Annotated in this window: 20 protein-coding genes and 1 tRNA gene; 13 read left to right on the forward strand and 8 right to left on the reverse strand. The window is 66.0% G+C overall.

The annotated features are described in order from the left end of the window. Window position 1 precedes the first annotated feature (1 nt). The 6 genes from Mal64_RS13300 to Mal64_RS13320 all read left to right on the forward strand — a co-directional run bounded on the left by Mal64_RS13300 (window position 2) and on the right by Mal64_RS13320 (window position 5061). Window positions 2-1066, forward strand: coding sequence for an FHA domain-containing protein (locus tag Mal64_RS13300; RefSeq protein WP_146401047.1), 1065 nt, complete (start codon window positions 2-4; stop codon window positions 1064-1066). Between the two features lie 70 nt (window positions 1067-1136). After that, on the forward strand, window positions 1137-1682 hold the full coding sequence (locus Mal64_RS19885) for a hypothetical protein (protein WP_197525749.1): 546 nt from the start codon (window positions 1137-1139) through the stop codon (window positions 1680-1682). A gap of 41 nt (window positions 1683-1723) precedes the next feature. After that, window positions 1724-2431 (forward strand): RING finger protein, encoded by a 708-nt coding sequence (locus Mal64_RS13305; RefSeq protein ID WP_197525750.1) that lies wholly within the window; start codon window positions 1724-1726, stop codon window positions 2429-2431. 21 nt (window positions 2432-2452) lie between these two features. Further along, window positions 2453-3739, forward strand: coding sequence for a trypsin-like peptidase domain-containing protein (locus Mal64_RS13310; RefSeq protein WP_146401050.1), 1287 nt, complete (start codon window positions 2453-2455; stop codon window positions 3737-3739). Continuing rightward, window positions 3736-4458 (forward strand): ubiquitin-conjugating enzyme E2, encoded by a 723-nt coding sequence (locus tag Mal64_RS13315; RefSeq protein WP_146401052.1) that lies wholly within the window; start codon window positions 3736-3738, stop codon window positions 4456-4458. The genes Mal64_RS13310 and Mal64_RS13315 overlap by 4 nt, the downstream gene beginning before the upstream one ends. A gap of 87 nt (window positions 4459-4545) precedes the next feature. After that, complete coding sequence (locus Mal64_RS13320) at window positions 4546-5061, forward strand: DUF2752 domain-containing protein (RefSeq protein WP_197525751.1); 516 nt, start codon at window positions 4546-4548, stop codon at window positions 5059-5061. 14 nt (window positions 5062-5075) lie between these two features. On the opposite strand, the gene Mal64_RS13325 is transcribed toward Mal64_RS13320, so the two are convergent. Together Mal64_RS13325 and Mal64_RS13330 are read right to left on the reverse strand one after the other, a co-directional pair. After that, complete coding sequence (locus tag Mal64_RS13325; RefSeq protein WP_146401054.1) at window positions 5076-7502, reverse strand: ATP-binding protein; 2427 nt, start codon at window positions 7500-7502, stop codon at window positions 5076-5078. 8 nt (window positions 7503-7510) lie between these two features. Next, window positions 7511-8833 (reverse strand): ABC transporter substrate-binding protein, encoded by a 1323-nt coding sequence (locus Mal64_RS13330; RefSeq protein ID WP_146401056.1) that lies wholly within the window; start codon window positions 8831-8833, stop codon window positions 7511-7513. Window positions 8834-9368: 535 nt separating this feature from the next. On the opposite strand from Mal64_RS13330, the gene Mal64_RS13335 reads away from it, so the two are divergent. Together Mal64_RS13335 and Mal64_RS13340 are read left to right on the forward strand one after the other, a co-directional pair. Beyond that, a complete protein-coding gene (locus Mal64_RS13335; protein ID WP_146401058.1) occupies window positions 9369-10526 on the forward strand; it encodes an AraC family transcriptional regulator in 1158 nt (385 codons plus the stop codon). A 248-nt stretch (window positions 10527-10774) separates the two neighbouring features. Further along, a complete protein-coding gene (locus tag Mal64_RS13340; protein WP_146401061.1) occupies window positions 10775-12013 on the forward strand; it encodes a hypothetical protein in 1239 nt (412 codons plus the stop codon). Between the two features lie 172 nt (window positions 12014-12185). Here Mal64_RS13340 and Mal64_RS13345 read toward each other — a convergent pair whose 3' ends face one another. From Mal64_RS13345 to Mal64_RS13360, 4 genes are all read right to left on the reverse strand, one after another. After that, window positions 12186-13520 (reverse strand): glucuronate isomerase, encoded by a 1335-nt coding sequence (locus Mal64_RS13345; RefSeq protein ID WP_146401063.1) that lies wholly within the window; start codon window positions 13518-13520, stop codon window positions 12186-12188. Between the two features lie 212 nt (window positions 13521-13732). After that, complete coding sequence (locus Mal64_RS13350) at window positions 13733-14992, reverse strand: L-rhamnose isomerase (protein WP_146401065.1); 1260 nt, start codon at window positions 14990-14992, stop codon at window positions 13733-13735. A gap of 10 nt (window positions 14993-15002) precedes the next feature. Beyond that, complete coding sequence (locus Mal64_RS13355; RefSeq protein WP_146401067.1) at window positions 15003-16532, reverse strand: rhamnulokinase; 1530 nt, start codon at window positions 16530-16532, stop codon at window positions 15003-15005. A 124-nt stretch (window positions 16533-16656) separates the two neighbouring features. Then, complete coding sequence (locus tag Mal64_RS13360; RefSeq protein WP_146401069.1) at window positions 16657-18861, reverse strand: bifunctional rhamnulose-1-phosphate aldolase/short-chain dehydrogenase; 2205 nt, start codon at window positions 18859-18861, stop codon at window positions 16657-16659. 96 nt (window positions 18862-18957) lie between these two features. Here Mal64_RS13360 and Mal64_RS13365 point away from each other — a divergent pair, with 96 nt between their 5' ends. The 3 genes from Mal64_RS13365 to Mal64_RS13375 all read left to right on the forward strand — a co-directional run bounded on the left by Mal64_RS13365 (window position 18958) and on the right by Mal64_RS13375 (window position 22000). Then, on the forward strand, window positions 18958-19674 hold the full coding sequence (locus Mal64_RS13365) for a (Fe-S)-binding protein (RefSeq protein ID WP_146401071.1): 717 nt from the start codon (window positions 18958-18960) through the stop codon (window positions 19672-19674). Further along, a complete protein-coding gene (locus Mal64_RS13370) occupies window positions 19671-21086 on the forward strand; it encodes a LutB/LldF family L-lactate oxidation iron-sulfur protein (protein ID WP_146401073.1) in 1416 nt (471 codons plus the stop codon). The genes Mal64_RS13365 and Mal64_RS13370 overlap by 4 nt, the downstream gene beginning before the upstream one ends. 209 nt (window positions 21087-21295) lie before the next feature. Beyond that, the gene (locus Mal64_RS13375) at window positions 21296-22000 is read left to right on the forward strand and encodes a LutC/YkgG family protein (protein WP_146401075.1); all 705 of its coding nucleotides are present in this window, start codon (window positions 21296-21298) and stop codon (window positions 21998-22000) included. A gap of 25 nt (window positions 22001-22025) precedes the next feature. On the opposite strand, the gene Mal64_RS13380 is transcribed toward Mal64_RS13375, so the two are convergent. Beyond that, window positions 22026-22098: transfer RNA gene (locus Mal64_RS13380), tRNA-Arg, on the reverse strand. 390 nt (window positions 22099-22488) lie between these two features. On the opposite strand from Mal64_RS13380, the gene Mal64_RS13385 reads away from it, so the two are divergent. Together Mal64_RS13385 and Mal64_RS13390 are read left to right on the forward strand one after the other, a co-directional pair. Next, the gene (locus tag Mal64_RS13385) at window positions 22489-22788 is read left to right on the forward strand and encodes a hypothetical protein (RefSeq protein WP_146401077.1); all 300 of its coding nucleotides are present in this window, start codon (window positions 22489-22491) and stop codon (window positions 22786-22788) included. Window positions 22789-22808: 20 nt separating this feature from the next. After that, window positions 22809-23420, forward strand: a complete 612-nt coding sequence (locus tag Mal64_RS13390; protein ID WP_146401079.1) for a hypothetical protein — start codon at window positions 22809-22811, stop codon at window positions 23418-23420. A 6-nt stretch (window positions 23421-23426) separates the two neighbouring features. Here the strand turns inward: Mal64_RS13390 and Mal64_RS13395 are convergent, their stop codons facing one another. Continuing rightward, a complete protein-coding gene (locus Mal64_RS13395; protein ID WP_197525752.1) occupies window positions 23427-23675 on the reverse strand; it encodes a hypothetical protein in 249 nt (82 codons plus the stop codon). Between the last annotated feature and the right edge of the window lie 181 nt (window positions 23676-23856).

Here is a 23856-nt window from a genome sequence, read left to right on the forward strand (position 1 = left end):
CGTGACCGACTCGATCCGCATCGAATCGACCGACCTGCAAACGCCGGAGGTGGAGGAGTACGTCGAAACCCAGAATTACCTGCAACGCAGCATCGGCGCGGTCGATGATCAGCCCTGGATCATCCGGCTGGTCTACGCCAACTGGTTTTACCTGGCGATCTGCTCGATGGCGGGCGCCCTGGCCGGCTGGGCCATCTTGGAGCCATGGTACGACGACAACTCCGAGGCCGAGATCGATGTCGTCGGCATCCTTTTGTTCCCGGTGGTCGCCGCCTTCGTCGGTCTGTTTCTTGGGGCGGCCGAGGGGATCATCTGCCGCAACCCGTTCCGGGCGCTCAAGTGCGGCGTGGTCGGGATGGGTGTCGGCTTTGTCGGCGGCTTCGTGGCGCTGATCCCGACCTCGATCGTTTTCGGCATCTCGTCAACGTTGGCTGTCAGCCTTTGGGACAACCCGGCCGAGAACACGATGCCAACAGGTATCGCGTTGCTGGTGCTGATGATGGGCCGCTCCGTGGCGTGGGCCATCGCCGCCATCCCGGGCGGCATGGGCCAAGGGATCGCGCTAAAGGAGCGCAAGGTCATCATCAACGGCGTGGTCGGCGCCTTGCTGGGGGGCTTGGTCGGCGGCCTGTTGTTCGACCCGATTAGCCTGATCCTCTTGACCGAGGACGGCCAAGCGACCTACAGCCGGGCGGTCGGCTTCGCCGCGATCGGCGGCTCGGTCGGGCTGTTCGTCGGGTTGGTCGAGGGCTGGACCAAGACCGCCTGGCTCTTGATGCGCAAGGGCCCGCTCGCCGGCAAGCAGTTCATCCTCTTCAAAGACACCACCGTGCTGGGCAGCTCTCCCAAGGCGGACGTTTACCTGTTCAAAGACGACGCCATCGAGCCGCGCCACGCCCAGATCATCAACCGCGGCGGCCGGTTCGAGATCGAGGACTGCGACACGCCCGACGGCACCTACGTGAACGGCGTGATGGTCCGTCGCCACGTGTTGCAGAACGGCGACCAGATCGTGCTCGGCAAGACGCTGCTCGAGTTCTCGGTGACCGAAGCCAAACAAACCTGAAGCCCACCACCAAGTCAGGCCCGCGCCGGGCCCTTATGCCTCGCTATTCCGCTCAAATGGAGACCGACGCGTGCCAATCCATGTAACTTGCGACTCGTGCCACAGCAACTTCAACGCGCCGGACGGAACCGGCGGCAAACGGGCCAAGTGCCCCAGTTGCGGCTCGGTCATCGTGATCCCCACCCCGCCGCCCAAAGAAGAAGAAGTCTTCGAGGCCGAGATGGCCCCGGCAGGCGGGTTCGACGACGACGACTTCGAGATCGAGGCCCCCGTCGAAACGCCCAGCACCGATGAGCCCCGCAAGCCGTGCCCGATGTGCGGCGAGCAGATCTCGATCAACGCGATCAAGTGCCGCTTCTGCGGCGAGATCTTCGATCCGCAACTCAAGAAGCAGGCGAGGATCTCCTCGAGTGGCGAGGACGAGCAACTCGGCGTTTTTGAGTGGATTATTGCGATTTTATGTTCCAACATCGGCTGTATCGTCGCGATTGTTTACATCATTCAGGGCAAGCCGAAAGGCAAGAAGATGTTGATGGTGGTCGCTTGCGTGTACGTGATCACATTCATCATAGGCGTCATTATTGGAGTGTTCCAAGAGGTGCAGAACGCCCCTTGAACCGGGAATACCCATCAGCCGAGGGGCCTCATAAGTCGACGATGACACCTCCGACTACCATCACTTGCTCGTGTGGCGTGAAGATCCGCCTCCCCGAAGGAGCGGACGATCGCGCGCTACGCTGCCCGAAGTGCAAGTCAAAGATCGACCCTGCTAAGGCGCCGCCGGCGGTCGAGTCGCGGCCGCTCGCGGCGGGCGTCTCGACCGTCTGCCCGATCTGCCAGACGGCCGTCGCGGCCGGCGAGCCGGTGCTCGCCTGCCCCGGCTGCCAGCAGACCCACCACCAGGAGTGCTGGGCGGAGATCGGCGGTTGCGGCACCTACGGCTGCGCCGAGGCGCCGGCCGTCGACGAGGGCGAGGACGCCGCCGCCCAGCCGCAGTCGGCCTGGGGCGACACGAAAAAGTGCCCCGCGTGCGGTGAGCAGATCAAGTCGATCGCCCTGAGGTGCCGCTACTGCCACACCGAGTTCAGTTCGGTCGACCCCCTGTCGGTCAGCGACCTGAAACGCCAAGCGGCCAGCAGCATGAAGGGCGTCGCCTTTCGGCGGACCATCATCGGGGTCTTCATCGCGTCGTTGATGGGTTGCTTGGCGCCGCTGATGCTGCTGGTGAGCCTGATTTTTGTCGTGGGGCGCCGCGACGATCTCGCCCGCTGCGACCCGTTGATCGTTATCATGGGGTGGGCCTCGGTCGTCTTGTCGGCCGTCTACACGCTGCTGATGCTCGCCTTCCTGTTCGCCGAAATGTAATTCCCCCGCACAGCGACCCGAATGACCTCGCGCACCTACAACGCCGGCCAACGAGAAGCCGGGGCCGTGTGCCCCCACTGCGGAACGGCCGTCCGTCTGGACGAACCGGTCGCGGTGTGCGACAGCTGCGGCGAGGTGCACCACGACACCTGCTGGCAGTTGCGCCACAAGTGCGGCTCCTACGAGTGCGCGGCGCCGAGCGGCGCCGTGGCCGGCGGAGCGGGCGCGGTGATCTCGATCTCGAGCGAGGACCTCGCCTCGGCCCAGCCGCTGCCGCCGCGCTCGCAGGCCTCGACCGCGGGCGACGAGGCGTCGCCCCGTTCGGCGCGCGACGGCTGGAACCGGACCGCCATCTGGGCGTTCGTCGTGGCCCTTCTGGGCGTGCCGCTGTTCGGGCTGGTGACCGGCTTGATCGCGATCGTGGTCGCTTGCATCGCGCTGGTGGGCCACGTCTCCGGACGCCGCGGCGCGGGCCTCGCCGTCTTCGCCATCGTGCTGGGGCTCGCCGACGTGGTCGGCTGGTCGGTCGGGCTCGCCTACTTCATCGACACTCCGCACGGCGCCGTGGCGCTCAACGACTTGGACATCGACGCCGCCTCGTTCGACGACCTACCGGAGCACCTGGCGCGGGCCATGCTGGCCAACGTGATGGTCCACTCGGTCGGCTACCTCGGGCAGAGCGGCATGGGGTCGGGCGTCGTGCTGTCGATCAGCGAGGGATCGGCCTACATCGTCACGAACCGCCACGTGGTCGACCACCGCTACGCCTCCAGCCCCGACGCCCCGCCCAAGGACGCCGACTCACTCGGCAAGTCGATCCAGATCACCACGCTCGAACACAAGTCGGTCCCCGGCACGGTCGAGTGGCTGGCGCCGCACGGCATCGACTTGGCGATCGTCTCCGCGCCGGTGTTCGGCGAGGAGGTGCGGGCGGCCCGCTGGGACCTCGCCGCCACGCCCCGGATCGGCGACAACGTCTTCGCCGTTGGCAACCCGCACGGCTTTGGTTGGACCCACTCGGCGGGCGACATCTCGCAGGTCAGGCGGCAAGAGAAAGAGGGCTACCGGTTCCGCATCTTCCAGACCACCGCCGCGATCAACCCGGGCAACAGCGGAGGCGGGCTGTACGACGCCGACGGGCGGCTGATCGGCATCAACACCATGACGGGCGACAAACGCTTCGCCGAGGGGCTCGGGTTCTCGATCGCGTTGCCCACGCTGCTCGAGTTGGCCCCCCGCAGCTTCGGGCTCCCCGACAGCAAGCCGAGAGCAACCGCGACGACCAACGAGACCGAGACGAAACCATGAGCGCCGTGCGACTCCGTCGGCTGACAGCCGATCACGCCCAAATCCAAGAGTACACTCGCCGGCACGCCCGCGTGCGTTTGATCCAGGCCGCAGGCGATCCGCCGGAGCGCTACCAGCTGGAGTACCGCGTGCGCAGCCTGCGGATGAACGGCGGCGAGTTGGGCGAGGCCGACACGCACTTGGTCGAGATCCACTTGCCGCTGAACTACCCGCGCACGCCGCCGCAGTGCCGCATGCTCTCGCCGGTGTTCCACCCGAACATCGCGCCACACGCCATCTGCGTGGGCGACCACTGGAGCGCGGGCGAGTCGCTGCAATCGCTGGTGATGCGCATCGGCGAGATGCTCGCCTACCAGAGCTACAACACCAAGAGCCCGCTCAACGGCGAAGCGGCCCGCTGGGTCGACCAGAACAAACACCGCCTGCCGCTCGACCCGGTGAGCATGCTCGTCGAAGAGCAAACGCCCGCGGCGTCGCCGACGCCAGCCGTTGCCGCCGCAGCCATGGCGCCGCCACCGCCAGCCGCCGCGCCGGGCCCGCCGGCGGGCGCCGCCCCCCAGGGCGAAACCGCCGCTGCCGGGATCCCGGGCGAGAGTGCCGAGCCGGTCGCCGTGAAATGCCCCAAGTGCGACGCCCGCTACAACCTCGACCCGCGGCTCCGTGGGCGACGCGTGCGGTGCAAAAGCTGCGAAGGGCTCATCGTTGTGCCGGCGGCCTGAACGCCCCCGCGGATCCAAGCCCCATGCCTCAAGCATGGACGATCGCCAACCCCAGCGCGAACCCAAGCGCGAACCCCGGCGCAACCGATGAGCGATCCCCCCAATCAAGCCGACTGCGTCGACCCGGCCCTGGGGCTCGTTCAGCTCACACCCGTCCCGTCGGACGAACCCGCCCGGCTGATTCCCACCGAGCGGGTCAGGCGGCATCGGTTCATGCTGTGGCTCTCGCTGGGCGTCATCGCGGCGGCCTTCGCCTTGCGTGTCGACGCCGACGGTCTTGGCGTGGGGCCGCAGGGCATGCCCGGCGCGCGGCTGCCCGAGTTGTGCGGCAGCCGGCTGATGCTGGGCGCCGAGTGCCCCGGCTGCGGCCTGACGCGCAGCTTCATCGCGCTGGCCCACGGCGACCTGCACGGTTCGCTCGCCTACCACCGTGTCGGCTGGGTGCTCGCGCTCGCCGTGCTGTTGCAGCCGCCCTACCGCCTGCTCTCGCTGCGATACGAGGCGAGCGACGCCGAGCCGACGTGGCCGTCTTGGTTCGGCTGGGGGCTCATTGGGCTGCTCATCGGCAACTGGCTTGTCGGCGATTGGCTCGCCAGTCTTTAGAGACGGCGTGCGACTCAGGCGTGCATGTGCAGCGGCGATTCGGCCCGCTGCGCCCATGCGGCGACAACCGACAGGAGCTTTGCCGGATCGACCGGCTTGGTCTGGAAGTCGTCGCAACCGGCGTCTAAACACTTCTGGCGGTCGCTGTCCATCGCGTGCGCGGTCAGCGCGACAATCGGGCGCCGGTAGCCGGCCTCGCGCAGCAACCGGGTCGCCTCGTAGCCGTCGCACACGGGCATCTGCATGTCCATCAGCACACAGTCGTAGGCCTCTTCCTGATCATCGCTGGCGAGCAGCGTTTCGGTGGCGATCAGGCCGTTCTCCACGATCCGGACCTCGGCGCCAGCCCGCTCAAGGACAAAACGCAAGAACCGCTGGTTGTCGGGGCCGTCCTCGGCAATCAGCACCCGTTTTTTGACCAGCGAGCCGGGATTGGCGTCGGTGCTCTCGAGCGAGACCGCCGCGTTCTGCGTCGCGGCGACCGGCGCCAAGGGGCCCTGGTCGGCCGAACCGGGGACACATGTCGCGTCGATCGTGAGGCGGAAATGGCTCCCCTCGCCGGGCGACGAAGAGACGAGCCGCACGTCGCCGCCGAGCATCTCGGCAAGCCTTTTGCTGATCGCCAGACCGAGACCGGTGCCGCCGAAGTCGCGTTGCATCGAGTTGTCGGCTTGCGAGAAAGGCTGGAAGAGCAACGCCTGCTGCTCCTCATGGATGCCGATGCCGGAATCGACGATGTCGACGCGCAGCGTGCCGAAACCCTCGGAGATCTCGTCGTAGCCCGCGTTGACGCTCACCCCGCCCGCCTCGGTGAATTTGATCGCGTTGCCGATCAGGTTCAGCAGCACCTGGCGGAGGCGCACCGCGTCCGACGCGATCTTGCGCGGCAGGGGCGAGTCGATCGTCATGCTCAGCGACACGCCGGCGCCGTCGGCCTTGACCTGCATCAGCCCGATCGCCTCGAGCAGCAGCGTGCGGGGATCGACCGGGGCGAGCGAGACGGTGAGCTTGCCCGCCTCTACCTTCGAGAGGTCGAGGATGTCGTTGATCACGCCGAGCAGGTGCTCGCCGTTGCGTCGGATCGTGCCGACGGCGTCGCGGTGCTGGTCGGGGTCGTCGCACTCCTCGAGGATCGTGGTGAACCCCAGGATCGCGGTCATCGGGGTGCGGATCTCGTGGCTCATGTTGGCCAGGAACTCGCTCTTGCTCCTGGTGGCCGCGGTCGCCTCGGTCGCCATTTGCTCGGCGATGGCGGTCTGCTCGGCCAGCTGGCCGTTGAGCGTGTTGAGCTCGGCCTTGGCGGTCTCGGACTCGCGGAGCAGCCGTGTGGTCTCGGCGGCCTTCTCCTTGAACACCTGGGCGGCCGCCGCCAACTCGCCGAGCTCGTCGGAGCGTTCGGCGCCCGGGATCGCGCCGCACTCTTCGCCGCGGGTCAGCCGTTCAAAGGTGGCGGCGATCGACTGCAGGGTGGGGGCGATGTCGCGTTTGATCATCCAGGCGGCGAGCACCCCCAGCACGATCGTCACGAGCGAGAACCAGTTGCTGGCGCGTTGGTAACGCACGCTGCTCGAGAGCATGCTCTCGGAGAGCGCCCGGGCCCCCTCGGCGTGGGCGGTCTGGATCTTGCGAGCGTGGTACAAGAACTCCTGCTCCTCGCCCGCCAGCACCACGTTCGTCAGGTGCAGGTAGCCGCGCGTCGCTTGCACGAGCTGGATGATCCGCTCGCGGTAACCGTGTGTCGCCCGTATGAGTTCGTCGAGCAGTCGGGCCTGCGCGCCGCTCGCTCCGGCCGCCGCGGCGGCGATCCGCCGGCGGGCCTCTTTCAGGTGCGTGACCGCGTCGCGCACGTGCGACGAATCGGGGTCGTTCACGAAGCGCATGACGGACAACTCCGCTAGCCGCAGCTCCGCGCGCACCGCGTTCGTCAGCGTGTCGTCCGGACGGAGCTCTCTGAGCGCGGCGAGTCCGGCGAGCAGCTCGTCTCTCTGCGACTTGAGGCCGGCGTGCAAGATCTGGTCGCGGTTGGCGCGGTCCGCGACCACCGCCTCGAGGATCTCGCGGTGGGTCTCGACGTGGCTCCGCATGGCCACGAGCGAAGCCGCCTCTCGATTGAACAGGTTCACCTGCTCGGCCTCGGCCAGCAGCGTCTCGAGCCGGTCGAAGAGCTCCATCGCGCGACGCTCGGGCCCCGCGAATCCGTTGTGGACGAACAACGACACGTTGTGGCGCACCTCGCCCACGATGCGGTTGATCTCGTAGAACAGCGTGACCTGCTCCCGCAGGGCGTTGATCCGCGCCCGGTCGCCGTCGGCCTTGGTGAGGCCTTGGTGGCTGAGCACGGCGATCGACACGTGCAGCGCGAGCACGATCGCGAAGCCGAGAGAGATCTTTCTCCCTACGGTGATGTGGCGTGCGGGCGGGCTGGCTGTGGGGGGTTTCATGGGCTCTTTCACGCGTTGAGCAGCTCGTACCAACGGACGAGGCTGTACTCGTAGGAGTCCATCACCGTGTTCCAGACCGCGATCCGGCTGAGACGCTCCTCGTAGCTCCCGCCCCGCCGCAGCGAGCCGACCGGGACCGCCACGCGGCCGTCGGCGTCGTGCAAGTCGACGCGCGCTCGCCCGCCTTGGTACCAGTAGTCCCACTCGTCGGCCGAGAGGTGCTCGCGCGTCCGCTCGGGGACCGAGATGTAATAGCCCTGCCGCGCCATGTAGGCGCCGGCCCATCCCTCGAGCCACCAATTCATGTAGTCGTAGGCCGCGTCGCGGGTGTGGCCGGTTGTCTTGGACGACAGGCACATCACGCCGTGCCACCCGCGGTAGCCCTCGCGCGGGGCGGCGTAGGTGACCGGCACGCCGAGCCCGTTGAGAGTCGACACGGCGGGAGAGAACATGCTCTCGATCGCCACCCGGCCGCTCCGCATAAACTCGATCGACTGCGGCACCGAACTCCAAAGCCCGCTGAAGTGGCCGTTGCGCTTGTAGCGGATCAGCACCTCGAAGAGGCGGTCCATCTCGTCGCGGGTGATCGCGCCGATGTCGCCGAACTCGACGAGCCCCTTCGCCTGGGCCGCCAACGCCGCGTCGAACACGCCGATCGTCGGCTCGTTCACCAGCGCCACGCGGCCGCGGCTGCGCTCGTCGAGCAACCACCCCCAGCTCTCTGTCTCGTAGGGCCGTCCCTCGGGTATCACGTTCGTGTTGTAGCCGAACGAGTCGACGTTGTGGACGTATGGCAGGAAGCTGAGCCGATCGGTGGGGTTCTCGCCCAGCCCGCCGTCGGGCTGCACGTGCAGCAGCCGGTGAGGCGCGTCGCCCGCGCCAACGGCCACCCCCGCGCTGAGCGTGCCGGTCTTCGAGAGCGAGTTGATCTCATCCCACCGCCGGATGCGGCTCTTGTCGAGCGGCTGGATCGCCCCGGCTTGCCACAAGATCTTGATGCTGTTGGACCATTGCTCGTACACATCGAACGAGTCGTGTCGGGTCGACGCCTTCTGCAGGACGGCTGCGCTCCCCTTGGGCAGGAACTCGATGCGGAAGCCGAGGTCCTTCTCCGCTTGCCGACGGAGGTCTTCGCGCATGGTCACGTCGGTCCCCATCACCCGCAGCGTGACCGGGCGGCGGATGTGGGCCGCGGGCGCCTGGGCGATGAGCCGGCCGGGCGACATGGCGACCGCACCGAGCGACGCCCCCAGCGCATGGCCCAAGAACCGCCGCCTGCTCGGGGCGTCGGTGTCGCGGGGCGTCTGATGGGGTCGGGATCGGGTCGGCATGAATCTCAAAGACGGTTGGCGTGGATCAGCGCATGGCGGGTTTGTGCTTGGCAACTCTGTCTCGCCTCAAAGGGGTAAGCCGTTTCGATCTCACCCGTTTGCGGTAACTCTCCATGCGATTCGCCGCTAGACGGCGCCTCTCCCCGCCTTGCCGCCGTCAACAACGGCTCAATCGGAAGTGGGCGCGTGCGAGCCCCGCGATAGAGCGAGCTGCACTTCGGGGGCGCAGAATCAGCTCGACCGCCTGGAACGCTAGAAATGCGTCTCCTAGGGGAAAAGCCAAACGCTATTCCTAAATTTTGCACCCCAGCGGGTTGCTCCGGCGCTTTTCGGTTGCAATAGTTTCCTATATATCGCACTCGTGAAGGCACAATCTCGCCCGCCACCGCCACCTGATCGCCCCCTCCAGAGGACACACGACCGATAGCCACGGCGTGTGTGTCAGTCGCCCAGCGGCTGATACACGCCGCGACCAACGCTGCCGGTTGTATGTGCGATTCGCCCCAGTCTCCCCGTTAGCCGCCGGCCGCCGTTCGTGGAAAGCATCAAAGAAATCGCCCTCGCGTTCCCGCGTGGCGCCCACCAGGAGCTGTTCATCGAGGGCGTGCTCCGCTACGCCCGTGAGCAAGACCGCAACTGGTCGTACATCACCGCGCCGGAGTCGCTCTCCTTCTCGGTGCTCGACCTGGTCGGCTGGCCCGGCGACGGCATCCTGGCGGCGATCAACACCGAGAAGGAGGCCGCCTGCGCCCACGAGATGAAGCTGCCGATCGTCAATATGTCGAGCGCGTTGGCGGTTCCCGGCATCCCGCGGATCACGCTGGACAACATGGCGATCGGCCGCCTGGCCGCCGACCACTTGGTGAGCAAGGGCTTCCGCCACTTCGCGTTCTACGGGCTCGAGCGGGTCGAGTACTCGCGGCTGCGCAAGCAAGGATTCGCCGAAAGGCTGGCCGAGTCCGAGTGCAGCACGGTCGAGTTCCTCGCCGAGCCGACGTTCGGCACGCAGGGCGCCGCCTGGCTCAAGCAGTACCAAGCGCTCGCCGGTTGGCTCAAGCAACTCACCACGCCGTGCGGGCTGTTCGCGGTGTCGGACTACCGGGCGCGGCAAGTGCTCGACGCCTGCCGGCAGGCCGAGCTCAAGGTGCCCGAGGCGGTGGCGGTGATCGGCGTCGACAACGAGCAGGTGATCTGCGAGCACGCCCACCCGTCGCTCACGAGCGTGGCCCGCAACGATCAAATGGAAGGCTACCGGGCGGCGGCGCTCCTCGACCAGATGATGCGGGGCGAGACGGCCCCCGCCTCCGACGAGGTGATCCCGCCGATGCAGGTCGTCGAGCGAGAATCGACCACCACGTTCGCCGTGACCGACAGCCGGCTGCGGAGCGCCCTCGACTACCTGCACACGCACCTCGGCGAGCCGGTCACCATCGACGAGCTCACCGACCACGCCGGCGTTTCGCGCCGCTGGCTCGAATACGCCTTCCGCGACGCCCTGGGCGAGACCCCCTACCAATACCTCAGGCGGCAGCGGCTCGAGCGGGCCAAGCGGATGCTCGTGAAAGAACGCAACGACAAGATCTATCAGATCGCCCACCGCACCGGCTTCTCGTCGGCCAAGCAGCTCACGACCGCCTTCCAACAGGAATACGGCATGAGCCCCCGCGAGTACCGCCGCACGACGCAGAAATAGGTTGCGTTGGATTTTCTGGGGCCCGGCTATCCAGGCTTTGCTGTGGGAGGCGTCTTTCCCATCAGAGTTTGCGCAGACGGGACCGCATCAGGGCGACACGTTCGCGGCAAATTAGGGTGACACCTTTGTACTTAGCGACATGCGGGGAAGTGCTGACTTTACGTCGGTATCCGTGTCCCACTAAGTGCTCGTGTGGCGTTTGCTAGACTGGTAGCTGGGAACTCCGAGCCAACCCAGGTAGGAATCAGATGAAGAACGCGTTCGCTGCCGCACTTGTCTGCATCTCGCTCGGTCACGTTGAGGTTCGAGCTGATTTCGAAGCGTTGCCAGTACCTTGGGTAAAGACATCGTCCCAAGGAGACTACTTGTTCAAGATGGTGCCTGCCAAGTGGCGGAAAGACGGTGACAAGCGTGTTGTTGATCGCGTAGCTTTCGGCGTTGCGTACTCAGTTACCGAAGACGGTGATTTCGAGGAGATTTGGCGAACCGAGGGCTGGTATGCCTTTGAGGGTTATCTCTCCGACGATGGTCGCTACTTCGTCCGCGTCGGCCCTTGGGCTAGCGATCAAGAGAAGCACACCGATTTAGCAATTGCGTTCTACAAAGACGGAAAGCTTCTGAAGTCGTACGAGGTGCGCGAGCTTATCCAGCAGCCCGAGCTGCTGGAGATGTCCGTGAGCCACTACACCTGGCGTCCGTGGAATCAATCGAAGCCAAACGGATTCTACGATGCGGCGTTCCACTTGGTAATGATCGATAAGACCGCTTACACATTTGACTACGAGACTGGCAAAATCACTGTTCGTGCAAGAGACGAGCAGGCAAAGAGTGAAGGCGAATCATTGGAAGAAGAGCGAGCGATTGACGCCAAGAGAGGCCGAGAGCTTCTTCAGGCAAGCGATCTTTCAGAAACCCTTGCTCTTCACTTCAGGACCGAAGAGGTTGAACTGAATCGAGGCAGCTTCTACGGTTGCCCCCTTGAAGGACCGATTTGGTCTGCGACTCTCTTCCCGAAACGACCGTATGCCCACGATGTATCCGTTTCGGTTCTCTGTGAGATACGTGGGGGTCGCCAGATTGTGTTTCCTCTGACGCCCTCGCAAATCACTGCGGCGATCGAAAAGGCATTCGCCCACTCGTTTGTGACGAACCGATTCGCGGACGATGCGACTGGAATCCGGCTGCGCATGCAAGGGGGGCGATTGCACTGGAACACACCTGAGTTAGTCGATTTCATCGAGAAGACAAGTGGAGCGAGGCCGAAGGAAGACAGCCTTAATCACTGGGCCTATTTCATAATCGATGGCAAAGAGACCAGACACACTTCAATCTACCTCAACACGAATACGGGCGACCTGATCGCAGAAGACAAATCGGCTTGGCCATGGCGACCGTTCCTAGTGGACGAGAACGGCGTCCCTAAGGCCGAAAACGAGAGCGAACATGAGCTTCCAGAGCAAGCTACTCGAAACACCGATCAGCCGTGAGAATCGTGCTCAGGATCACGGTCGCTAACTGACACAGAAGGCGTCATCCTGGGCATTTACCGAATTCACGGCAGCAATCTGTTCAGAACCCTATCACGGCGTACCGGCCGAAATGCGCTATGAGCGCGTTGGCGGCGTCGGAGACGCCTCCCACAACACAACCCGAGGTGTTTCAGCCCTTCAAGAAGCTTGCGAAGTTGCCCTCGAACAGCAGCTTCACGTCGCGGCGGATCTCGTCGTCGGTCACGCGCCAGCCGGTCTTTTCTGCGTCCTGGTACTTGTCCACGAGCACCGTGGCGATCAGCTCGCGGCTGTGGTCCCACTTGTAGATCAGCTGGTCGAGCACCCGGGCGTCGGAGTGCTGCGGGATGCAGCTCAGGCCCAGCAGCTCGATGCGCATCCGCGTGATCTCGTCCACGAGCGACGGGTTGTTGAGGAACCACCAGCAGCCGAACACCATCAGGTTGCCGAACTTGCGGGCGGCGACCGCCAGCTCGTGCTGGTTCTCGCGGGCGAGCATCGTGCAGAAGAAGCGGTTGCCCGGGAACTCGCGGCAGAGCGTCACGACGCTCACCACGTCGGACAGACCGCCCATGTCGCCGGCGTCGCCCAGCGACGGGTTCACCTGCATGCGCGAGCCGATCATCATCGCGAACGGCAGGCCGCGCTCTTCGAGCACGGGCAGCACCACCTCGCGGAGCACGCGGCTGCCGGTGCTGTTGTCGTCCGCGCCGCCGTAGCGGAACTCGGGCGGCAGGCTCACGGCGCAGTAGATGGCGCCGACGCGGTCGATCCAGTCGCGGACGAAACGTTGGGCGCTCTCAACGCTCGACGCGTCGAGGTCCGCGTTGGCGTCGTAGCCCCATTCGGTGAGCAGCTTCGCGGCCCCGGCCCAGTCACGCAGCAGCGGGTCGAAACGCAACACGCCGGCGAACCGCGGGTCGGCGCCGACCTTGGGATCGGCGAGCCAGCGTTCGCGTTCGTTGTCGTCGAACACCGCGTTGGTCATCGTGATGCGCGACACGCCGGCGGTCTCCATCACCCGGTCGATGTGGTCGCTCGGGTCTTGCTCGGCGAACCAGTTGCGGTAGCCCTTCAGGTCGCGGTCCGACGGGTCGAGGCCCAGGTTCTTGAGCGTGGTGAGCACGCCGCGGCACGCCTCGCTGATCGGCGAGCGGTCGAGGAACAGATGCTTCCAGATGTGGTCGGCCTGGGCCTGCTTGCCCATCTTCCAGAAGTCGGCGTACGGCAGCTCCGTGGCCGGCACGACGCGGAACACCTCGGCCACGAGGTAATGGTACGTGAGCAGCTCGTCGACGCCCCACAGCAACAGGCCGTTGGGGTCGCTCTTCACCTTGGGGCCGCCGAGCGTCGTGCCGAACGTGGGCGGGTAAAGGTGCGTGTGCATGTCCCACACGCTCTGCTCGCCGACGACGCGGCGGACCGTGGCCGCGAGCTCGCTGGCGCGGCGCTCGGCGCCGGGAGTGGTCGGAGTGGAGACATCCATCGTGGCTGAAACGTTCAAAGCGATTCGCGGGGGCTTGGGTTGCGGTGAGGCCTGCGGAAGAGAGTCGCCCGGCGTGGACACATTCGAGTTGCCCGGCGACCCCTTATTAAACTTGGCCGTCGGCCCGTGAGCAACCAGCTGCGTCGCTCGGGCGATCGCGCCACAGCGGATTGCGACCGGCCTTTGGGCCAAAGGTCAGGTGAGTTATCGGATTAGGCGCGTTTGGCGAGCACGTCGTTCTCGTAGCCACGCACCACGTCGAGCCACGCCGGCCCGACGGCCGCGCCGCTCTGCTCGCAGTAGTGGTCCCACACGGCGCCGAGCGGCATCGTCTTCTGCTCTTCGAGCAAGGCGAGACGGGCGGTGTAGTCGCCGTCGGCTTCGACCTGCTTGAGTCGGTCGGTCGGTTCGAGCAACGCGGCCAAGAGCGCCTTGAGCGTCGCCCGCACGCCGATGACCCACGCCGCCACGCGGTTGATGCTCGCGTCGAAGAAGTCGAGCCCGATGTGGACCCGCTTCTCGAACCCGCCGCGGACGATCTCGTCGGCGATCGCACGCAGGTCGTCGTTCAGGAGCACCACGTGGTCGCTGTCCCAACGCACGCCGCGGCTCACGTGCAGCAGCACGCGGTCGAGGTTGCAGAGCACGGCCGAGAGCTTGTCGGAGATTGTCTCGGTCGGGTGGAAGTGGCCCGCGTCGAGGCAGAGCACCTTGCCGCGCGTGAGGGCGTAGCCCAAGTAAAACTCGTGCGAGCCGACGACGTAGCTCTCCGAGCCGATGCCGAACAGCTTCGACTCGACCGCGTCGAGGTGCGCCGCGGGATCGAGCTCCTCGGCGAAGACCTTGTCGAGCGACTCGGCGAGGCGTTGGCGCGGCGCCAGGCGGTCGACCGGAACGTCCTTGTAGCCGTCCGGGATCCAGACGTTCGTCACGCACGGCGTGCCCATCGCCTCGCCCATCGCCAGGCCGATCTTGCGGCTGGCGACGCAGTGGTCGATCCAGAACTCCCGCACCGCCGGGTCGGCGCTCGAGAGGGTGAACCCGCTGTCGGCCAGCGGGTGCGAGAAGCAGGTCGGGTTGAAGTCGAGGCCCGCGAGGTTCTCCTTGGCCCAGTCGATCCAGGCGGAGAAGTGCTCGGGCGCGAGCGCGTCGCGTTCGATCCGCTTGCCGTCGGTCTCGGCGTAGATGGCGTGCAGGTTCAGGCGGTGGCGGCCGGGGATCTGGGCGAGCGCCGCCTCGAGGTCGCTGCGCAGCTCGCAGGCCGTGCGGGCCACGCCGGGGTAGTTGCCCGTCACGGCGATGCCGCCGCCGAGCTCGGCGCCGCCGACCTCGAAGCCGGCGACGTCGTCGCCCTGCCAACAGTGCAGCGAGATCGGGATGTCGGCCAGGCGCGCGAGCGCGGCCTCCACGTCGACACCCTGGTCGGCGTATTGCTGCTTGGCGGATTCGAAACGCGATTCGACAGAAGTCATTCGTTGGTGCTCACTCGAAGAGGTCGCCGCGGCGTGCGACGAGTTGGGCGAAAGTGGATTGGGCGGCGCTCCAGTCGCCGGAGCCGTTCGAGCCCGCCTCGAAACGCTCGGTCTCGAACGATCGGGCCACGACCTCGCGGATCTCGTGGCGGTCGGCCACGGCCCCGCAGCCGTAGGCCTGCATCAGCAGGTTGCCGATGGCGGTGGCCTCGGTCGGTCCGCAGATGACGGGCCGGTGGATCGCCTCGGCGGCGAACTGGCTGAGCAAACGGTTGTTCACCCCGCCGCCCACGGCGTGCAAGGTCTCGATCTTGGCGCCGGTGATCTTCTCGACCTGGTCGATCGTGCGGCGGTAGCCGAGCGCCAGCCCTTCCAGGCAGCAGCGGACGAACTGGCCGACGTTCTCCGGGGCCTGCTGGCCGGTCGCCTCGGCGTAGCGCTGCACCTTGCCGGACATGTCGCCCGGCAGGGCGAAGTCGGGGAAGTCGGGGTCGACGATCGTGCGGAACGGCTCGGCGGCGGCGGCCTGCTCGGTCATCTCGGCGAACGACAGGTTGCGGCCCGAGGCCAGCAGCTCGCGCCGCAGCTCCTGCACCAGCCACAAGCCGGCGATGTTCTTCAGCACCCGCACCGTGCCCGCCACGCCGCGCTCGTTCGTGAGCGGCACGGCGCCCGCCTCGGGGCTGGCGAGCGGCGACTCGCGCTCGATGCCCAAGAGCGACCAGGTGCCGCTCGACAGGTAGGCGCTGCTGGCCGCCTCGCCGGGGGCGAACGGCACGGCCGCCACGGCGCTCGCCGTGTCGTGGGCCGCGGGGGCGACCACGCGGATCGGCGCGACGGCGCCGATCGCCTGCTCGATCTCGTCGCGGACCATGCCGACCTCGAAGCCGGGGTCCTCGAGCGGGCTGAACAGGTGCTCGGGCAAACCGAGCTTGGCGATCAGGTCGCTGTCCCACTCGCCGGTCTCGACGTCGAGCATCGAGCTGGTCGAGGCGATCGTCCGCTCGTTGCTCATCTCGCCCGAGAGCCAGTAGTGGAACAAGTCGGGCAAGAACAGCAGCCGGTCGGCCGCGTCGAACAGCCGGGGCTCGTCGATGTGGCGGGCCGCCACCTGGAAGATCGTGTTGAGCGGCATGTGCTGGATGCCGGTGCGGGCGTACAACGCGTCGCGGCCGCCCATCTTCTCCAGCACGCGGTCGGCGATCTCCACGTTGCGCGGGTCGCGGTAGCAGTGCGGCAGCGAGAGCAGGTCGCCGCTCGTGCCGACCAGCGCCCAGTCGACGCCCCAGGTGTCGACGCCCACGCTGGCGAACTCGATGGTCCGCTCGCTGCACCAATCGACCGCCCGCTTGAGCGCCACGGTGATGTGGTTCCAGATGCCGGTGAGGTCCCACACCGGGCCGGCCGGCGTGATGCCGGGGGTGTGCTCGAAGCGGCTCACCTCTTCGATGCGCAGCCGCGCCGGGCTCCCCTCCAGCACGCCGATGATGGCCCGCCCCGAGCTCGCGCCAAGGTCGATTGCAAGGTGGGCGGTGGTCATGTGGCTCGGGCTTCGGGAGTAGAAGATAGAAAGGAGATAGAGCCGCCCCGCCGCAACAGAATGGCGAGGCGTGAACGCCGGATGACGGAGATCGCTCCGTCATCCGGCATCCGCTTGTCGTCGTTTATCGGAGGAACGCGTCGATCAGGCCGCCGTCGACCGAGATCACCTGGCCGGTGGTCTTGCTCGACTTGTCGGAGACGAGGAACGCGATCGCTTCGGCCTGGTCGGCCGGGGTGATCGGCGCCTTGGTCAGCGTGCGTTGGGCGTAGAAGTTCGCCAGCTTGCTACGCAGCTCGTCGTCGCTGCCCGACTCCTCGAACGGGATGTCGTACTTCGTGAGCGAGGCGATCACCCGGTCGCGGGGGAACATGGTCGAGCCCTCGACCACCGTGGCGGGCGCCACGCCGTTCACGCGGACCAGCGGGGCGAGCTCGACGGCCAGCTCGCGGACCAAGTGGTTGGCCGCCGCCTTCGACGTGTCGTACGCGACCGAGCCCTTCTTCGACACCACGGCGTTGACGCTCGTCGTGAGCACCACCGAGCCGCGGAGGCCTTGCTCGGCGAACAGCTCGCGGCACTCGTCGCCCACGTTGTAGAGGCCGCGAACGTTCACGTCGAACGTCGTCTGCCACTGCTGGTCGGTCACCTTGCCGTCGCGGCTGGGGGGGATGAACACGCCGGCCGTCACGACCACGTGGTCGACGCCGCCGTAGGCCAAGACCGTCTTCTTCAGCAGGCCCTGGATCGACTCGCGGCAGGTGATGTTCACGTCGCCGGCGATCGCCGGGCCGCAGCCCGACACGCCCGTGCCCGCCACGCCGATGCCCTGGCCGTAGATGCCGGTGAGCTCGTCGGCCGTGGCCTGGGCGGCGTCGGCGTTCATGTCGGCGCAGACGATGTGGGCGCCCTCTTTGGCGAGGCGGTGGGCCGTCTCTTTGCCGATGCCCGAACCGGCGCCGACAACCACCACCACCTTGCGGGCCAGCTCCTTCTCGGGCGGCATCCGCTTGAGCTTCGCCTCTTCCAAGAGCCAGTACTCGATGTCGAACGCCTCTTGCCGCGGCAGCGCGATGTACTCGTCCATCGCCTCGGCGCCGCGCATCACCTCGACCGCGCAGTTGTAGAACTCCGCGGTGACGCGCGACTCGCTCTTGTTCTTGCCCCAGGCGATCATGCCGACGCCCGGCACCAGGATCACCGTGGGGTTCGGGTCGCGCATCGCCGGCGAGTTGTCGTGCTTGCACGCCTCGTAGTACTCGGCGTAGTCGGCGCGGTACTTCTCGAGCCCCGCGGCGATCTTCTCCTTGAGCGACGCGAGGTCCTCGGACTGGGGGTTCCAGTCGACGTACAGCGGCTTGATCTTGGTCCGCAAGAAGTGGTCGGGGCAGCTCGTGCCGAGCTCCGCCAGACGCGGCGCGTCGTGCGAGTTGACGAAGCGGAGGATCGTCTCGTCGGTCTGCACCGTGCCGATGAACCGCTTCTGCTGCGAAACCTGGCCGCGGAGCCACGGCAGCAGGTCGACCAGGAGCGTGTCACGCTGCTCGTCGCCGAGCGGCTGGAACTTGGCGCCGCCGAAGGTGTCGGCGCCCTTGTCCTTGGACTCGATGAACTCGGCCGCCTTGTCGATCAACGACAGCGTGAGGTCGTAGCACTCGCGGTCGTCCTCGGCCCAGTTGATCAGGCCGTGCTGGCTCATAATGAGGCCTTTGAGCGCCGGGTTGGCCTCGACCTCGCGCTGCATCATCAGGCCCAACTCGAAGCCGGGCCTGAGCCAGGGGACCCAGCCGATCTCGTCGCCGAAGATCTCTTGGCCGAGCTCCTTGCTGCGGCGGCTCGCCGCAACGGCGATCACCGAGTTCGGGTGCATGTGGTCGACGTGCTTGGCCGGCAAGAAGCCGTGCAGCGGCGTGTCGATCGAGCTCGCACGCGGGTTCAGATTGAACGTGCAGTGCGGGAAGAGGCCGACCATGCCGTCCTCGGCCGGGGTCTTGGGTCCCCGTTCGGGTTGGTCGGCGTATACTCCTCGCAGGGAGAGCAGCTTGTCCTGGTGGAGCGAGGCGAAGTTCTCGAGCTTGCTGGTGCGGAGGTCGCCTCCGGAGCCTTTGACCCACAGCACCTCGACCGATTCGCCCGACAGCGGGTCGGTCTCGTCGATCTTCGACGAGGTGTTGCCGCCGCCGGTGTTGGTGATGCGCTGGTCGGCGCCCAAGCAGTTCGAGCGGTAAACGAGCCGCTCGGCCGGCGATAGCTTCGCCGCTGTGGCGTCGTCCCACAGGTGGTTGACGTGCTTGTAGGCCTTGGATTCCGTCGCCTGAGTGTCGCCCATCGGACTGCTTCTTATCCCGTGAATAGTCGTGTTAGTGTAAGATCGTTAAGCTTACTCTCACTTAGTTCTGTTGGCTATTACCGCGGCGGCCCCGTTTTGAACGTCAGTCTCTTTATCCCCTGCTTCGTCGACCAACTCTTTCCGCACGTCGGGCTGGCGATGGCCGACGTGCTTGAGCGACTCGGCTGCACGGTCGATTACCCCGAATCGCAGACCTGTTGCGGTCAACCCGCCTTCAACTGCGGATACCAGGAAGAAGCGGCCAAGGTCGCCGACCACTTCCTTCGCTGTTTCTCCCAGTCGGAACAGGTGGTTGTTCCCTCCGGATCGTGCGCCGCGATGGTCAAGCACTTCTACAAAGACTTGTTCCGAGACACGCCGCGCGAGGCCGAGGCGACCCGCATCGGGGAGCGGACCCACGAATTCAGCCAATTCCTGGTCCACCAGATGGGCGCCTCGGACGTGGGCGCCAAGCTCCCCGGCCGGGCCACCTTCCACGACGGCTGCCACGGCCTCCGCGAGCTGGGCGTCAAGAGCGAGCCGCGGCTGCTGCTCGAGCAGGTCGACGGACTCGAGCTGGTCGAGATGACCGAGGCCGAAACCTGCTGCGGGTTCGGCGGCACGTTCAGCGTGAAATTCCCCCAGGTGTCGACCTCGATGGTCGAAGTCAAAACCGAATCGATCGAGGCGACCGGCGCCGAGTACGTGGTATCGAACGACCCGAGCTGCCTGATGCAGATCCAGGGATACCTGACCCGACAAAAGAAGAAGCCCAAGTGCATGCACCTGGCGGAGGTGCTGGCCAGCCGATGAGCGTGAACACCGTCCAGTTTCAGACCGACGCCGACCGCATGCAGCAGGACGGCGACCGCCGCGAGTTCCTCCGCACGGCGCTCAACGGCTACATCCTCACCCGCAGCGGGCAGCAGTCGAAGTACGGCGACTACGAGGCGGCGCGCACCACCGCGGCCGCCATCAAGTGGCAGGCGATCGAGAACCTGGGCGAGCACCTCGAGCGGTTCGCCGACAACCTCGAAGCGCGCGGCGTCCACGTCCACTGGTGCTCGGACGCGGCCGAGGCCCGCGCGGCGATCGTCGGCGTGCTCAAGAAGCACGACGCCAAGGCGATCGTCAAAAGCAAGTGCATGACGACCGAGGAGATCCACCTCAACGAGCTGCTCGAGAAGCAAGGCTACGACGTCGTCGAGTCGGACCTCGGCGAGTACATCGTCCAGCTCCGCCGCGAGGCGCCCTACCACTTCGTCTTCCCCGCGATGCACCTGAAACGCGGCGAGATCCGCGAGCTGTTCGAGCGCGAGCTCGGCGACGCCCCGACCGACGACCCCGAGGCGCTCACCATGATCGCCCGCCAGGCGCTCCGGCAGAAGTACCTGGCCGCCGACGTCGGCATCAGCGGCGCCAACTTCGGCGTGGCCGAGACCGGCATGATCTCGATCACCGAGAACGAGGGGAACGCCCGCCTCACGACCGCCATGCCCAAGGTCCACATCGCGTTGATGGGGATCGAGAAGGTCATCCCACGATTCGCGGACCTGGCGGTGATGTTGCCGATGCTCGCCCTGGCCGGCACCGGCCAGCGGCTCACGGGCTACAACTCGCAGTTCGCCGGCCCCCGCCAAGAGGGCGAGTGCGACGGGCCCGAGGAGATGCACGTTGTCCTCCTCGACAACCACCGCACCGAGCTGCTAGCGCACCCCGAGGAACGCGACGCCCTCCGCTGCATCCGCTGCGGCGCCTGTCTGAACGTTTGCCCGGTCTTCAAGAACGTCGGCGGCCACACTTATGGCACCACCTACCAGGGGCCGATCGGCTCGGTCATCACGCCCCACCTGCGTGGCATGAAGGACTGGAAGCACCTCTCGAACGCCTCGTCGCTGTGCGGCGCCTGCACCGAGACCTGCCCGGTCCGCATCGACCTGCACCACCACCTGCTGCGCAACCGCCACTCGGCCGCCGAGTCGTCCGGCGGCTGGGCCGAACGCATGCAGATGCGCGGCTTCGCCCTCGTAATGCGCCAGCCCTGGCTCTACGGCATCGCGAGCTCGCTCGGCCGCTGGGCCCACACCCTCTCACGCCCGATCCACGGCACCCGGCTCGACCCGGTCTACGCCTGGCGTAAAACGCGTGACTTCCCCGCCCCCGCGCCCAAGACATTCCAACAACTCTGGCGCGAACGCAAGAAGGATCAACCACCGAGGCACTAAGGAGACAGCGACGGACAGAAAAATGGGACGCGGATGAACGCGGATTGAAAGGATCGACGCGGATTAATGGAGAGTGAGTAGCAGCTGCCCGCCTGCTCCCGCACCACATCCTTGCTTCTTCTTTTTAATCCTCGTCAATCCGTTAGATCCGCGTTCATCCGCGTCCGCTTCTTCCGTCACCTCTGTGCTCTCTGTGGTGAAATAAAGACATGCCGCAAGACTCCAAAGCCGCGATCCTCGGCCGAGTGCGCGCCGCGCTGCGCACGCCCACGAGCCCTCAGGTGATGCCCCCCAAGGCCGCCTTGGAGCTCGCCGAGTCGGGCCCCGCGCGGGCCGAGGCGATCCGCCGCTCGCTCCCCACCGGCGGGGAGAACTACGAAGAGAGCAAGGCGCTGTTCGCCGAGCAGTCCGCCGCGCTCAAGACCCGGTTCGTCCCCGTGCCATCGCTCCAGGCCGCCGGCGATGAGCTCGCCCGCATGGCGGCCGAGCACGGCTGGTCGCGCCTCGGCGCCCACGCCGGAGAGCTCGTCACGCCGCTGGCCGAGAAGCTTGGCCTAGAGACCGTCATGACGGACGGCGGCTACGACCCGAACGAACTAGAACGCTGCGAAGTCGGCCTCACCGAGTGCGACGCCTTGGTGGCCCAAACCGGCAGCGTGCTGGTGACCACGCGCTCGGCCGGCGGCCGGGCGCTGTCGGTCTTGCCGCCGCACCACGTCGTGGTCGCTCGCAAGTCGCAGCTGATCGGCGCCCTGGTCGACGCCTACGAGCTGCTCGAGTCGCGCTACGGCGACGCCTACCCCAGCTTCATGACCTTCATCACCGGCCCCAGCCGCACCGGTGACATCGAGCGCATCTTGGTGCTCGGCGCCCACGGCCCGAAGGAGCTGACCGTGCTGCTCATCGAAGGGTGAGCAGCAAGGCCCCGCCAAGAAAAAGCGCCCCCGGCAGGATTCGAACCTGCGACACAAGGTTTAGGAAACCTATGCTCTATCCCCTGAGCTACGGGGGCATAATCGCTTTTACCCCTCATTTTACAGGGCTGGAGCGAGGGTGTGCCGGGCCGTGGCACTAAATTTGGCACTAAATTCTGAGCTACTCTTTCTCAGAAGCCAACTCTCGACAGGCGAGCACGGCCGGCAATTCCGCAGCCGCGGCATTCTAGGGGAAAGGGACGGTCAAGGCGAAGGGGCCTGGCAGAGGACGGGGCAGCCGGAATCGTGGTTACTTCTACCGCGACGGGCGCGGCTGGTTCACGAAGATCGACGGTCGGTTTGTCCCTCTCGAGCACGACAGCGGCGAGCGGATGCGGGAACGCAACCCCCCGCTTGCCGAGGTTAAAGCGGCGTACCATCGTTTGCTCGTCAATGGTGAGTCAGAATAGGAAGCCTACGGCGACGACGTGACCGTCTTCGACGTCTGCACCGCCTACCTCGCCAAGGTAGCCGACTCCGGCGCCCCCTCCACCTTCGAGAGTCGCCAGCGCACCCTCTTCGACTTCACTATTGGACTTCCGTCCCGCTTTGTCCCGAAGCCAGGCAAGGAAGAGAAGAAACCGAAACGGTCCGACTACCTCCACGATGGATTCGGCAAGCTGTCCGTCCCCAAGCTCAAGCCGCTCCACCTGGACAAGTGGTTGCAAGCACCCCCGGTTGGAAGGGAGCCCGCCGAACCAAGATCCAAGCAGTCAAGCGGGCCCTGAACTATGGGGTCGAAGCGGGGATGATCCCCGTCAATCCGATCAAGGGATACAAGACTCCTAAGCAACGTTCCCGGATCACTTACTTCACGCCCGAACAAGAAGGAGCCCTCCTCTCGGCTGCCAGCCCGTCGCTAGCGGTCGCGATCAAGGTGTGCATCCGCACCGGCGCCCGACCGGGCTGTGAGTTCGCGAAGCTCACAGCCGACCACGTCGAGGACATGGGTGATCGCATGGAATGGCGTTTCGAACCGCACGAATCGAAAACCGGCAACTTGCGCATACTCAGGATCATCGATCCCGAGATACTCGCGTTGGTTCGAGAGCGGATGCATCTTGAAGGCCCAATCTTCCGCTGCCAATCCGGCACGCCATGGAAGCGGTACAACCTCACCGAACGGCTGAGGACGATCAAGAAGAGGTTGATCAAGCAGGGCGTGAAGTTCGACGACGACGCCTGCTTCTACACCTGCCGCCACACCTACGCCAAACGAGTCCTGCAAGGCTTTTGGTCTGGCAAGCCGACCAACATCGAGACTCTGGCCCGACTTATGGGCAATTCGCCACAAGTCTGCCAGGATCATTATTTGCAGTGGAGCGAGAGCTACGCCGAGCCACTCTGGGAGAGCGCCTAGCGCCGATCACGCCGCCGGCTTGAAAAGACTTGGGTCGAGGCCAAAGTGGGCAGGCTGAGCCTCTTTCGGCTTGGCCTTGGTCGCCTTCCGTCGTGGAGCAGGCGACGCTTCCTCCGCCTTCTTATCGATGTACTCGTCGAGCCATTCTCGCCGGAACTTGATCGGGCCCGTGCCGTTCTGTACGTGCCGGATCTTCTTCTGATGATTGAGAGTCTGCCATTTACTGATCTGGGCCGTCCAAAGCCGAGCGATCACAGGTGGTCCCGCATCACCTAACATGTGCACGTACTTTCAGTAAGGTTCAGCGGCAGAGAGCCGGCTAACCATGATTGAATATGGCCTGTGGGTCATTGTCGTGACACTCCCGGCGGGCGGCCAGATGTCCGTGCTAGAGCGGTTTTCGAATTGGTGTGGACGAGCGGGGAAGCGATTGGTG

The organism is Pseudobythopirellula maris, assembly GCF_007859945.1.
GTDB classification, from domain to species: Bacteria; Planctomycetota; Planctomycetia; order Pirellulales; family Lacipirellulaceae; genus Pseudobythopirellula; species Pseudobythopirellula maris.